10 protein-coding genes are annotated in these 12,655 nt (G+C 73.2%); 6 read left to right on the forward strand and 4 right to left on the reverse strand.

Annotated features, from left to right (window positions below; translation table 11 throughout):
- The first annotated feature begins 18 nt into the window (after positions 1-18).
- The 3 genes from WME83_RS36595 to WME83_RS36605 all read left to right on the forward strand — a co-directional run bounded on the left by WME83_RS36595 (position 19) and on the right by WME83_RS36605 (position 2,718).
- Positions 19-474, forward strand: coding sequence for a response regulator (locus WME83_RS36595; protein WP_437314337.1), 456 nt, complete (start codon positions 19-21; stop codon positions 472-474).
- 260 nt (positions 475-734) lie between these two features.
- Positions 735-1,133: a CBS domain-containing protein gene (locus tag WME83_RS36600; RefSeq protein WP_437314338.1), complete on the forward strand. Its 399-nt coding sequence runs from the start codon at positions 735-737 to the stop codon at positions 1,131-1,133.
- Positions 1,134-1,323: 190 nt separating this feature from the next.
- Positions 1,324-2,718 carry a sigma-54-dependent transcriptional regulator gene (locus tag WME83_RS36605; RefSeq protein ID WP_437314339.1) on the forward strand — a complete coding sequence of 465 codons (1,395 nt, stop codon included), beginning with the start codon at positions 1,324-1,326 and terminating at the stop codon, positions 2,716-2,718.
- 80 nt (positions 2,719-2,798) lie between these two features.
- Here the strand turns inward: WME83_RS36605 and WME83_RS36610 are convergent, their stop codons facing one another.
- The 3 genes from WME83_RS36610 to WME83_RS36620 form a co-directional block, all read right to left on the reverse strand.
- A complete protein-coding gene (locus WME83_RS36610) occupies positions 2,799-3,920 on the reverse strand; it encodes a branched-chain amino acid aminotransferase (protein ID WP_437314340.1) in 1,122 nt (373 codons plus the stop codon).
- A gap of 250 nt (positions 3,921-4,170) precedes the next feature.
- Positions 4,171-4,824: an MBL fold metallo-hydrolase gene (locus WME83_RS36615; protein WP_437314341.1), complete on the reverse strand. Its 654-nt coding sequence runs from the start codon at positions 4,822-4,824 to the stop codon at positions 4,171-4,173.
- A 125-nt stretch (positions 4,825-4,949) separates the two neighbouring features.
- Complete coding sequence (locus WME83_RS36620; RefSeq protein WP_437314342.1) at positions 4,950-6,218, reverse strand: hypothetical protein; 1,269 nt, start codon at positions 6,216-6,218, stop codon at positions 4,950-4,952.
- 898 nt (positions 6,219-7,116) lie between these two features.
- Here WME83_RS36620 and WME83_RS36625 point away from each other — a divergent pair.
- Entirely contained in the window at positions 7,117-8,208 is a 1,092-nt protein-coding gene (locus WME83_RS36625) for a serine/threonine-protein kinase (RefSeq protein WP_437314343.1), read from the forward strand.
- Here the strand turns inward: WME83_RS36625 and WME83_RS36630 are convergent.
- Complete coding sequence (locus WME83_RS36630) at positions 8,111-8,794, reverse strand: amidohydrolase family protein (protein ID WP_437322087.1); 684 nt, start codon at positions 8,792-8,794, stop codon at positions 8,111-8,113. The genes WME83_RS36625 and WME83_RS36630 overlap by 98 nt on opposite strands.
- A gap of 898 nt (positions 8,795-9,692) precedes the next feature.
- Here WME83_RS36630 and WME83_RS36635 point away from each other — a divergent pair.
- Complete coding sequence (locus tag WME83_RS36635) at positions 9,693-11,840, forward strand: TOMM precursor leader peptide-binding protein (RefSeq protein ID WP_437314344.1); 2,148 nt, start codon at positions 9,693-9,695, stop codon at positions 11,838-11,840.
- Between the two features lie 11 nt (positions 11,841-11,851).
- Positions 11,852-12,634 (forward strand): SagB/ThcOx family dehydrogenase, encoded by a 783-nt coding sequence (locus WME83_RS36640; protein ID WP_437314345.1) that lies wholly within the window; start codon positions 11,852-11,854, stop codon positions 12,632-12,634.
- Positions 12,635-12,655: the final 21 nt, after the last annotated feature.

The raw sequence follows: 12,655 nt of genomic DNA on the forward strand, positions 1-12,655 counted from the left end.
GTTGGTAGATCGCCCGGCGTGGAACCACGCAGCCTCGAACAGCCGCTGATCCTCCTCGTGGACGACGACGTCCGCACCGCTCGCCTGCTCGCGCGCCTGCTCGAAGACGACGGCTTCCGGGTGGAGCTGGCCACCGACGGCGCCCTCGCGCTCGCGCGGCTCGCCCGGACGCCGGCCCCGGACGTCCTTTTGACCGACTTCCGCATGCCGCACGCCGACGGCCTCGCGGTCGCGCGCTTCGCGCGGTCGCTCCGGCCCGATCTCCCGCTCTTCGTGCTCACCGGCTACCCCGAGCTCGTGGCGCGGCTCGGGCGAGGGCTCGAGCCCGAGGCGGTGGTGCACACGAAGCCGCTGGACTACGCCGCCCTGAGCGCCGAGCTCCGCTCCAGCGTGGAGGCCGTGTCCTCTCGCGCCGCCGGCGCGCAGCCGAGCGCCTCGCCCCCTGCGCCGCGCCCCTCCCCCACCCCGGCCTGAGCCCCGGCCCTCGCCGGCGGGCGCCCGGCCCGGCGAACGGCTTGCGCCCCCGTGCAACCGCTGCGACCCGCCCCCCCGCCGCGCGCGGCGCCCCTCCGCCGCGAGGCCTCCCGCCGCCATGAATGCCGCGGATCCGGGCCCGCGGCGCGCCCGCGGGCCAGGGCGCGCGACGCCGGGCACGGAGCGCCGGGCTCGGCCGCCGTGGCGCGCGTCATGCAACGGGTCCGGGCATGTGCCTCAGCCGCTTCGAGCATGGCGCCGTGAGCGCCGACCTCACCGAGACCGCAACCGACGTCGCGCGCCGGATGCGCGACTTCCGCGTGGGCTGCGTCGTCGTCACGCAGGGCGCGCGCGCCATTGGCATCCTCACCGATCGCGATCTCGTGATGCGGGTGATGGCCGACGCGCGCGAGCCCGAGAAGACGCTGGTGTCCGAGATCGTCACGTACGACCCCACGACGCTCCAGCAGTCCGACAGCATCGAGACGGCGCTCCGCCTGATGCGCGAGCGCGGCGTCCGGCGGCTGCCGATCGTCCGCCACGACGGCAAGGTGACCGGCATCGTCACCGCCGATGATCTCACCGTGATGCTCGCCGCGGAGCTCGCCGACCTCGGCGCGGGCATCCGCGACAACGTCGACGCGACCGAGAGCCGCTGACGGCGCCTCGTCGCTTCCGGGAGGCCGCGCGGGGCGCCTCCGTCGACGACGGCGACGGCGCGGCCCTCGCGCCGGGCCTCGGGGCGGCGCTCGCCCGGGCGCCGTCGTCGGCGGAGGCGCCCCGCGCCAGAAGGAGGATCGCGACGCCCGAGAGGCGCGGTATCCTCTGGCGGCCTTCGGAAGGGACGACATGAACGCTGAGAAGAGACAGGGCGCGCGGGTGCTCGTCGTGGACGACGAGGCGAGCGCGCGCTCGGGGCTGGAGAAGCTCCTGCGACAGGAGGGCTATGCCGTGGACGCGGCGGCCGACGGCGCCGCGGCGCTCGAGGTCGCGGCGGAGCGGCCGCCGGACGTCGTGGTCACCGATCTGAAGATGCCCAGGATGGACGGGGTGACGCTGCTCGGGAAGCTCCGCGAGCAGGATCCGGCGCTGCCGGTGATCGTCGTCACCGCGTTCGGCGACGTGAGCTCCGCGGTGCAGGCGATGCGGGCCGGGGCCGAGGATTACCTGACGAAGCCGGTCGACTTCGACGCGCTCCTCGTCTCCCTCGAGCGCGCCCTCGAGCGGAGCGCGCTCCGGGCCGAGGCGGAGAACCTGCGCCGGCAGCTGCGCGAGCGCGAGGGCGAGGGCGTCGAGGGGCTCATCGGGGCGAGCCCGGCGATGCAGAAGGTCTACCGGATGGCGCGGCAGGTGGCGGGCGCGCGGGCGACGGTGCTCATCACCGGCGAGAGCGGCACCGGCAAGGGGGAGCTCGCGCGCGCCATCCACGCGAAGGGCCCGCGCGCCAGGGCGCCCTTCGTGACGCTGCATTGCGCGGCGCTCGCGGAGTCGCTGCTCGAGAGCGAGCTGTTCGGCCACGAGCGGGGCGCCTTCACCGGCGCCGACAAGCGGCGCATCGGGCGGTTCGAGCAGGCGCACGGCGGGACGCTCTTCCTCGACGAGGTCGGCGAGATCGCGCCCTCGACGCAGGTGAAGCTGCTCCGGGTGCTCCAGGAGAGGACGTTCGAGCGCGTCGGCGGCAACGACACCGTGTCCGTCGACGTGCGCCTCATCGCGGCCACGAACCGCGACCTCGCGGCGGCCGTGCAGGAGGGCCGCTTCCGGGAGGACCTCTACTACCGGCTCAACGTCGTCCACATCGACATGCCCCCGCTGCGCGTCCGCGACACCGACGTGCTGCTCCTCGCGAACCACTTCCTCCGCCGGTTCGCGGCGGAGAACCATCGCAAGATCGAGGGGTTCACCGACGAGGCGCGGGCGAAGCTCGTCGCGCACCGGTGGCCGGGGAACGTGCGCGAGCTCGAGAACGCGATCGAGCGGGCCGTCGTGCTGTGCGACGAGACGCGCATCGACGCGGAGCACCTCCCCATCGACGCGGCGCCGGTCGCCAAGGGCGCCCTGCGCATCCCGGGCGCCACCATGGCGGAGATCGAGCGCTATGCCATCCTGTCGACGCTCGAGGCGACGAACGGCTCGACGACGCGCGCGGCCGAGCTCCTCGACATCAGCATTCGCACCATCCAGTACCGCCTGCACGAATACGGCATGACGGCGAAATCGAAGAAATCGCAGGCTGCGGAGTAGGCGCGCGCCCGCGCGCCGCGCGGCTCACGAGGCCGGCGCGGCGGCCGCTCGAGGGCCGCGCGCGGCGCGCGGCCTCCTCGTCAGACCACGTCGTGCATCCAGCCGTACCGGTCGGGGGCGAGGCCGTGCTGGATGTTGAGCAGCGCCTCGCGGAAGCGCGCCGCCACCGGCCCCGTCTCGTTGTTGTGGATGGCGAAGGTCCCCTCGCGGGATTTCACCGCGCCGATCGGCGTGATGACCGCGGCCGTGCCGCACGCGAACGCCTCGGTCATGCGGCCCTCGCGCACCGCCGCGCGCCACTCGTCGAAGGTGACCTTGCGCTCCTCCGCGCCATAGCCGAAATCGCGGGCGAGCTGGATGATGCTGTCGCGGGTGATGCCCGGGAGGAGCGTGCCTGTCAGCTCGGGCGTCACGAGCACGGTGCGGCCGCCCTCCTGGTAGACGAAGAAGATGTTCATTCCTCCCATCTCCTCGACATACCGGCGGTGGACCGCGTCGAGCCAGACCACCTGCGCGCAGCCCTCCGCCGCCGCGTTCATCTGCGCGAGCAGGCTCGCGGCGTAGTTGCCGGCGAACTTTGCCGCGCCCGTGCCGCCCGGCGCCGCCCTGACGAAATCCTCCGAGATCCAGACCGTCACCGGCTTCACGCCCTGGGGGAAATACGCGCCCGCGGGAGACGCGATCACCAGGAAATCGTACTCGCGTGACGACCTCACCCCGAGCGCCGCCTCGGTCGCGAACATCAACGGTCGGAGATACAGGCTCTCGCCCACCGCCGCGGGCACCCACGCGCGATCCTGGCGGATCAGGGCGTCGACGGAGCCGACGAACAATTCGACCGGCATCTCCGGCATCGCCAGGCGCCGGGCAGAGCTGTTGAAGCGCTGCGCGTTCGCCTCCGGCCGGAACGTCTTGATGCGCCCGTCCGGCTGGCGGTAGGCCTTGAACCCCTCGAAGATCGCCTGACCGTAGTGCAGCACCATCGCCGCGGGATCCATCGTGATGGGCGCGTACGGCTTGAGCTGCCCCCGCAGCCAGCCGCCCCTGTCCGCCGCGTACGGGATCACGACCATGTGCTCCGTGAACACGCGCCCGAAGCCGGGGTTCTGCATGCGCTGCGCGCGCTCCGCGTCGCCGAGGGGGTGCTGCGTGGGGAGGATCTCGAGATCGGCCTTCGTGGCGGGCGCGCTATCGGTGCTCATCGTGCTCGACTTCCGCGACGGACGGCGGTCGACCCCGCTCCAGCGGGCGCGGCGCGCGCTCTCGTCGTGCGGCATTTTTCAGAAGAATCCTGGCAGGATGCAAGCACTTTCTCGCCGGAAAGCGGCGCCCGCGCGCGGGGCGTCCGAGGCGGGAAGGCGGAGAGATCGGCGCGAATTTTCTCCCCGCTTTCCCGCCTTCGCGCCCCTGCGATCGCGCGGCAGCGCGGCGCCGCGACCGACCCGCGGCGGATCACGCGCGCAGATAAGGGTTTCTGTCGCGTTCCTCACCGATGGTCGTCGAGGGGCCGTGTCCGGTCACCACGCGGGTCGATGGATCGAGCGTGATCAGCTTGCTCCTGATGGATCGGAAGATCGCCTCCGAGTCGCCGCCCCACAGGTCGGTCCTGCCGATGCCGCGCCGGAACAGGGTGTCCCCCGTGAACGCGACCGCGCCCGTCGTGGAGAGGGCCAGGAACGACACGCTGCCGGGCGTGTGCCCCGGCGTGTGGAGCACGTGCAGCTCGAGCCCGCCGGCCTTCACCACCGCGCCGTCGTCGAGGTCGCCGTCGAGCTCGCAGCGCTCCGGCGCCGCGATGCCGAGGAACGCCGCCTGCACCGGGAGCATGTCGTAGAGGAAGCGGTCGGCCTCGTGGATGCGCGCCGCGGCGCCCGACCAGCGCTGGAGAGGCGCGGTGGCGCCGACGTGATCGATATGGGTGTGCGTGTGCACGATGGCCGCGACCGTCGCCCCGGCCTGCTCGAGGCGCGCGCGGATCTCGTCGAAATCGCCCCCCGGGTCGATGACGACCGCGGCCTTGCTGGCCGGGTCGACGACGATCGAGCAGTTGCACCCCAGCGGGCCGACGGCAAACGTCTCGAGCAGCACGGGGCGAGCTTGTAGCACGCCGCGCCCCTGCCTCCACGCGCGACGAGGCCGAAGCGGCGCGGCGGCGATCCCCGGCGTACCGCGCGGGCGCGAGGCGCGGCGGGCGCGGGCGCCCCGGCGCGCGACCGCGCCGCCCGCGGTCGCTACTTCGGAGCGCTCTTGAGGGTGCCGCCCATGCCGAGCCCGTTGGTCCAGTAGACCCGCTGCGCGTCGAGGGCGATGCCGTAGGGCGACGGCTCCCCGGCGACGAAGGCCCCGATGATGCCGTTCGGCAGCATCCTCATGATGTTGGGCGACGTCGGGTCGGTCCAGTAGACGCCTGTCGCGTCGGCGGCGATGCCCCTCGGGTTCCCGAGCCCCGTGGCGATCGCCGTGGGCCGCCCTCCGGTCTTGGCCACGCGCATGACCGTGCCGGTCCTGCTGGTCGTCCAGTACACGTGCGTCGCGTCGACCGCGATCTCGCGCACCTCGCCTTGATCGTCCGCCAGCTGCTTGGGCGGGACGTTGCCCGTGGAGTCCTTGGGCGCCGACAGCACGCGGCCGCTGTCGTCGCGGATCGTCCAGTAGACGTGGGTCGCGTCGACCGCGAGCGCGTGGGTCGTCCCCTCGCCCTCCGAGATGACGACGAACGGCCCATTGCCGTTCGAGTCCTTCCGCGCGCGGACCACGGAGCCGCCGCCCTCGCGGTTCGTCCAGTAGACGAACTCGTCGTCGATCGCCACGCCGAACGGCGCGGCCTGCCCCGCGGCGATGGCGACCGGCTCTTCCTCGCCGCCGATGCGCGTCCGCATCACCTGGCCGTCGTCCTCGCCGCTGTTGCCCTGGTTGGCCCAGAAGACGTGGGTGTCGTCGGCCTTGATGTCCGCCGGCTGGATCTGGCCCGTGGCGAGGTTCTTCGCGACGTCGTCGCCGGGCACATACTGCCTGACCATGCCCTGCTCCCCGTTGGTCCAGAACATGATGCCGCGGGAGACCGCGATGTAGAGCGGATCCTGCTGGCCGGAGACGTGGCTCGTGGGGCGGGCGCAGTCGCCGTCCAGGCAGACGCCTTCGCAATCGACGGGGCAGGTGCCGCAGTGGAGCGCGTCGTTCGTCACGTTGACTTCACAGCTGTTCTGCTCTTCCCCATCGCAGTCGACGTAGACGTCGCCGCACTCCGGCGGCTCGTCGATGATGACGGGCCCCGCGCCCGCGCCCCCGGTGCCTCCGCCCGCGCCCGCCTCGCCGCGGCCTCCCTGGCCGCCCTCGCCGCCGGCGCCCCCGTCGCCCGGCGCGCCGCCATCGCCTCCGCCTGCGGAGGTGACGCCCCCCGGCCCGGAGCCGCCGGTAGCGAAGAGGCTCGACGCTTCGGGAGCGGAGCAAGCTGCCACGGCAAGTCCGGAGAAGAGCGCGGGGAGAACGGTGCGACGCATGGTGCTGTGCATGGAAACCTCCACGAATAGAGGCTACACGAGCCCTTCGAAAAAACGCATCTGCGAACTTGGCGTGTCGCTCACGCCGCGTTCGTCCACGCACGACGGGCGCCGATGTGGGCTGCTCGTGGCGCGACCGCCGCGGTCGAGCCCGCGCGCCAGAGCCGGCTCGGCCGTGGCCTGCCCTCGCGCTCTGCTCTCCTCATCATCCTGCCCGCACGCGGGACGCACGGAGCCGGGCCCGGCGAGGTCGCGGGATCTGCCGAGAGGTGGTCGCGCTCCGCCGGCGACGGGCGTCTGCCGCCCCGCGCGGAGCGGGGGTCGCGCGTCGGCGGGGCGCGGGCGTGACTCCGCATCTCGCGACCAGCGCCTCTCCCCGCGCGCGCCGCCGCGGGCCACAGGCCATGAGGGCTCCTCGCGCGCTGTCCGGCCGGAGGCGCGATGAGCCCGCGCCATGAGCGCAGGAGACGGCGCAGCGGGCGACTCCGCATCACGGCGGAGCGGTCGAATCCGGGCGAACGGCCGCGAGGGCACGGAGATCCGCGGAGTCCGCGGAGTCCGCGGGGTCCGCGGAGGGAGATCGACAGGCGGCCCCGCGCCGAGCGCACCTCGCTCGGCGCGCGCTCGGCGGCGCGGCTCACCCGCGCTCCGCGAGCTCCAGCCTCCGCGCCGCATGAGCCCGCGCGAGCGCGCGTTCCGCCGCCAGGCCGAACCGTGACGATGGCGCTGCGCCCGGAGGGGCGCTACCCTCGGGACGCCCGGTGCGAGCGCGTATGATGTCAGCCAGGGTGGAACCGCTGTTCCGCCGCCAGACGCCTTGCGGGCGCGGGGCGGCTGCGCGCGCCCTGCGCCGCGGCGCTGCCGGCGCGCGGGGGGCTCGGCCGGGAGGCGCCGCCGCATGAGCGACTCGGTGTACCTCGCGGGTGGTCAGGCGAGCTCGGCGGCGCGCGAGCGGGCGATGACGCTCATCGGGCGCACGCTCCTCCACCGCTACCGCATCGAGGAGCTCGTCGCGATGGGCGGCATCGCCGCCGTCTTCAGGGCCACGAAGCTCGCCACCGGCGAGGACGTGGCCGTCAAGGTGCTCCACCCGGACGCGGAGGAGCTGCCGGAGCTCATCGAGCGCTTCGAGCGCGAGGCCGTCGCCGGCCGCCACATCTTCCACCCCAACGTCGCGGCGGTCTACGAGATCAACCAGCTCGACGACGGCGCGTGGTTCATGGTGATGGAGTTCATCCGCGGCATCACGCTGCGCAAGCTCATCGACCAGGGCCCCATCTCCGCGCCGCGCGCGGCGAACATCGCGCGCCAGATCGCGACCGCCCTGAACGCCGCGCACGATTTCGGGATCGTGCACAGGGACGTGAAGCCGCTCAACATCATGGTCCTCGACGGGCCGGAGGAGCGCGTCCAGCTCATCGATTTCGGCCTCGCCAAGGTCCCGATCGAGCAGTTCTCGTTCACGACGGACGACGGCTCGCGCCGCTCGCTCACGAACGCCGGGGTGCTGCTCGGCACGGTGGCGTACATGGCGCCCGAGGCGGCGCTCGGCATGCGCTCGGTCGACCGGCGGGCCGATCTCTACGCGCTCGGCGTCATCCTCTACGAGATGCTCGCGGGCAAGCACCCCTTCACGGCGGTGGAGCCCTCGGCGCTGTTCGCCCAGCACCGGTCGACGCCGCCGCCGCCGATCGCCGAGCGCACCCCCGGCATCGTCGTCCCGCCCGCGCTCGAGGCGGTCGTGATGCGCCTGCTCGCCAAGGATCCGGACCACCGCTTTCCCCACGCGCGCGCGGTGCTCGTGGCGCTCGACGCCGCCATCCAGAGGATGAGCGCGCCGGACACGAGCCTCGCCATCGGCGCCCCGACCAGCCTCCGGGCCGCGGCGAGCTTCATCGAGCGGCGGACCTCGCGCGCCGTGCTCGCCGGCGCGGGGCTCCTGTTCTTCGCGCTGGGGAGCGTGATCGCCTGGATGCTCGCGACGCGGTGAGCGCGGCGCGGCAAAAAAAGGAGCGTCGCGCGCCGTCGCGGTGAGCGCGGCGCGGCGAGGGACGCCGCGCGCCGCGCCCGGAGCGGCCTACGCGCAGACGCCCACACGGGGAGCCCCGCGATCGCCGAGCGGTCGACGCACTTGCGAAGGGGTCGCAGCCGTCGCCGTCCACGCACGAGCCGCCCGTGGGCGAGCCGCCGTCGAAGACGCACGCGCTCCCCGGCGCGCAGGCCGAGGTGCGATCGCAGGTCGCGGCGCAGCGCTGATCCGGGCTGCACGACAGCGCCTCGCCGCACTCCGGCGCGCCGAGGCACGTGTCGCCGCGGCCGGCGCCGGTCCGCGGCTGCCTCGAGAGGCTCGTCCCGCGGGGCAGCGCGAGCGCATCGCGATCGAGGAGGACGCCCGATTCGTGGACGCGCGAGACCCGCTCGAGCGCGCGGGCGTGGGCGAGCGGATCGCCGTCGATCACGAGCACGTCCGCGAGCGCCCCCTCCTCGATGCGCCCGAGATCGGGCCGCCCGAGCGCGTCCGCGGCCGCGCGCGTCGCGGCGGCGAGCGCGTCGGATCGACGGGCGGCCTGCGCGATCGCCGCGACGGCGTCGGGCGAGAGGCGCGGGAGTTATCCAGGGTTCGTCGGCTGGCGCGGAGCGACGCGACGGAGGCGGTCCATCCCCGACGCCCCTGGCGGCTCTCCGGCCCGAGCGGATAGGCGCCAGAGGCCACAGGCGATCTTGGCAAACGGGCCTATCCAGGGAGCGAGCGCGGCGCGCCGGATCGACCGCGACGCGAGGCCGCAGGATGCCGCGCGCCGTCGTCCTCGCCGCCTCGGCCGCGCCCGGGCGAGCAGGGCCACCCGGGAGAGCCGCCATTCAGGGGATGCGCGAGACAGGCGCTCTCGCGAAGCAGCCCTGTACGGCGGCGGGTCGCGCGCGCTGACCGCCGCGCCGGTCACCCTGGACGACAGAAAATCAGCGCGACGTCCGTCGCCAGACAACGTTTCATCGGATTGACGAAGAGCCTTTGCCTCTCTCGCGTACTCGTGGGAGACTCTGCGATGAGTGACTCGAACAGCGGGAATGGTGCGCCGAAGGATCTGGAGGTATCGATAAAGGAGCTCCGCAACGCCATCAACGATCTGTCGAGCAAGCTGGAAGCAATGGAGTTGGCGAATCCGACCAGCTACACCCGCGGCGGCCGGTGGGGCGACCGGTGCAGGTGCAGGTGCAGGTGCGGCGGCCGCTAGGTAGCCCTGAGGGCGGCGGGGCCGATCGATGGCTCCCCAGAGGAAGACGAGGATCGTGAGGAATCGAGAATGACATCTTCCCGTCTTGCTGGGCTCACCACGTTCGGGTGAGCTGGCGCGCCGGCCGCAGGCGAGGCTCGTCTCTCCTTGGCCTGTCGGGATACCGCTCCTTGAGCGCCAGAACTGAACCTCTTTACCGAAGGCCCGGCGCGGCGGCGCTGCCCTTACCTGGAGATCTCGCGTGGCCATCCAACTGCCCAGCTCATCGACCGCGGCACCCACGCTCGCGGAGAGCGCCCCGCCCGCGCCGGAGGAGGCGCGCGGGAAGCTCGCGCGATCGCGCGTCCTCGTGGTCGGGCTCGAGCCTTGGGGCGTCGTCGCGGCCGCCGAGCTCGCGTCCGCCGGCGTCGGCGCGCTCCACGTCCTCGACGACAGCGAGGTGGCGGCGGACGATCTCGGCCCGTTCGCGGAGGCGGATCTCGGGAAAGACCGCGCGCCTGCGCTCGCCCTCGCGCTCTCGCGGATCGCGCCAGGCTGCGCGGTCACGTCCGGGGCGCTGATCGCGGCCGCGGATCGCCCGCTCGTCCTCGAGGACACCGGCTGGGACCTGATCCTCACGTGCGTCTCCGGCGACGATCTCCTCGTTCTTCAGAGCGTCGCCCGCTTCGCTCACGCGACGTCGACCCTCTCGCTCAGCGCGCACCTCGAGGGGCTCGAGGCGGTGATCGGCCCCGCCGTCGTTCCGGGCGAGACGGCGTGCTGGAACTGCTGCCGTCTCCGGAGGCTCGCGACCAGCGATCAGCCCGAGGCGGATCACGCGCTCCAGGCGACGCTCCTCGCCGGGCGTCCAGGGCGCCGCGCGCGCACGCACCTCGCGCCCACGCCGGCGCTCCTTGGCCACGCCGTCGCGCTCGCGGCCGTCGATCTGCTCGTGAACCTCGCCGCGTCGCGGCTCGCCGGGCACCTCGTGGTCCAGAGCCTGATCGACCTGGAGGCCTCCTTCCACGCCGTCCTGCAGATGCCCTGGTGCCCGATCTGCGGCGGCGCCGCCGGCGGCCTGGGCGCGGGGGGCGCGCGCAGGGCCTCGCGCGCGCGCCTGCGCGACGCGCGCGATCCGGCGGAGCTCCGGCGGATGCTCGCCGGCGTCGTCGATCCACGGACGGGCATCGTCCGGCGGCTCGCGCTGGGCGCCATGCACCCGGCGCTCGCCCCCGAGACGCCGATCATCGCCAGCGCGGTCCTCAGCCATTACACCGAAGGCGCGGCGCACGCGCGCTGCTGCGGCGAGCCGGAGGTCGGCACCGGAAAGGGCACCACGGCCGTCGAGGCCATGATCCGGGCGACGGGCGAGGCGGTCGAGCGCTACTCCGCGAGTCTCTTCGACGAGCAGGGGCTGCTCCGCGCCCCGGTCGCCGAGATGAAGGGCGACTTCATCGCTCCGGAGCAGCTCTGTCTCTACAGCGAGGAGCAATACGCGAGGCCCGGGTTCCCCTATGCGCGGCTCGATCCCAACACGCCGATCGAATGGGTCCTCGGGCATTGGCTGGACACCCGCGCGCCCGTCCACGTGCCGGCGCTCCCGACCTACTACGGCGATTGCGCAGGGCCCGACGCCTACTTCTGCCAGGTGACCTCGAACGGGCTCGCCGCCGGCCCGACGCTCGAGGCGGCGTCGATGGGGGCCGCGCTCGAGCTCATCGAGCGCGACGCCTTCATGATCTCGTGGCTCGCTCGCAGGCCAGGGCGGCGCATCCTGCCCGACGACTCGGTCGACCGCGAGGTGCACGAGATCGCCCGGCAGCTCGGGGAGCGCGGCGCCCGGATCGAGCTGTATCTCCTCGACGTGGGCATCGCGGTCCCCGTGGTCATGTGCGTGGGATACGGCGATGGAAAGCGCTGGCCCGGCGCCACGGTCTCGCTCGGAGCCCACCTGAGCCCCCTCACCGCGATCAGGAGAGCCGTCCTCGAGCACGGTCAGATCGTCGGTTACGTCTTCCGCCTGATGGCGGGCGAGGAGCTCGCCATCCCCGAGCGGCCGGAGGACGTGCGCACGCTCGAGGATCACGCGATCTATTATGTCCCCCCGGGCCGCGCTGCGGCGTTCTCCTTCCTGCGCCAGGGGCGCACGGTGACCGCCTCCGAGCTCAAGGAGCCCGAGAGCGTCACCCTCTCCGAGCTCGCCCGGCGCGTCCAGGCCGCGGGCCTGCGGATCGCGATCGTGGACGTGACCTCGCCCGATCTCGCGTCGACCCCCTTCCGCGTCGCCCGGGCCCTCGGGCCCGGTTTCCAGCAGATCCATTTCGGCCACGAGCTCGCGCGGCTCGGCAATCCGCGCCTCCGTTCGATGGCCCCCGACGGGATCAACCCGGACCCTCACCCGATGGCCTGAGCGAGGACACCATGGCAAGGAGCAAAGAGGCGGACGTCGCGCGGCTCTATCACCTCCAGTCCTCCCACGTGAGGGCGCGGCCGGTCGAGCCGCCGTTCCACGGAGATCTCCAGCCGCTCCGCTTCCGCACCTACGCCGGCTCGGCGCGCACGCCGCTGCCCGGGCGCGATTTCGCGATCGACGCCCCGCTCGGCGCGGTGCTGGAGCGGCGGCGGTCGGTCCGCGACTTCGCCCTCAGGCCCATGCCCCTGGAGACGCTCGGGCGGCTCCTCCACGCGAGCTACGGCGTCCGCGGGACGCGGACGATCGACGGGGACTTTTGCTGCGATCGGCCGACGCCGTCGGCCGGGGGGCGGTATCCGCTCGAGATCTACGTGGCGGCGCAGGCCGTGGAGGACCTCCCGGACGGCCTCTATCACTACGACGCGCGCGCGCACGAGCTCGAGCTCCGCCGGGGAGGCCTCGCGCACGCCGCGCTCATGGATCTGACGCTGGATCAGGACATGGTCCGGAGCACCAACGTCGTGGTCGTCATCACGGCGGTCCCGCTCCGCACCCTGTGGAAGTACGGCCAGCGCGGCTATCGCTTCCTGTGGCTCGACGCCGGGCACCTCGGCCAGAACCTCTATCTCGTCGCGACGGCCATGGGCCTCGGTCCGGTGGCGATCGGCGGCTTTTACGACGACGAGCTCAAGGCCTTCCTCGCGCTCCCGGCCGAGGAGGACGCCATGTACATCGTCTGCATCGGTCAGCCCGGGCCGGCGGAGGGCCCGGCAGCGGCCCAGCGCGGCTGAACAGGGAGCGTCGGAGAGCAC

The organism is Sorangium sp. So ce385, assembly GCF_051474135.1.
Lineage (GTDB): Bacteria > Myxococcota_A > Polyangia > Polyangiales > Polyangiaceae > Sorangium > Sorangium cellulosum_D.

What these genes read in the sequence shown, in the direction of transcription:
- WME83_RS36625 (WP_437314343.1), top strand. Translation starts at nt 7,117, where the DNA reads ATGAGCGACTCGGTGTACCTCGCGGGTGGTCAGGCGAGCTCGGCGGCG.
- WME83_RS36605 (WP_437314339.1), top strand. Translation starts at nt 1,324, where the DNA reads ATGAACGCTGAGAAGAGACAGGGCGCGCGGGTGCTCGTCGTGGACGAC.
- WME83_RS36640 (WP_437314345.1), top strand. Translation starts at nt 11,852, where the DNA reads ATGGCAAGGAGCAAAGAGGCGGACGTCGCGCGGCTCTATCACCTCCAG.
- WME83_RS36620 (WP_437314342.1), bottom strand. Translation starts at nt 6,218, where the DNA reads ATGCGTCGCACCGTTCTCCCCGCGCTCTTCTCCGGACTTGCCGTGGCA.
- WME83_RS36610 (WP_437314340.1), bottom strand. Translation starts at nt 3,920, where the DNA reads ATGAGCACCGATAGCGCGCCCGCCACGAAGGCCGATCTCGAGATCCTC.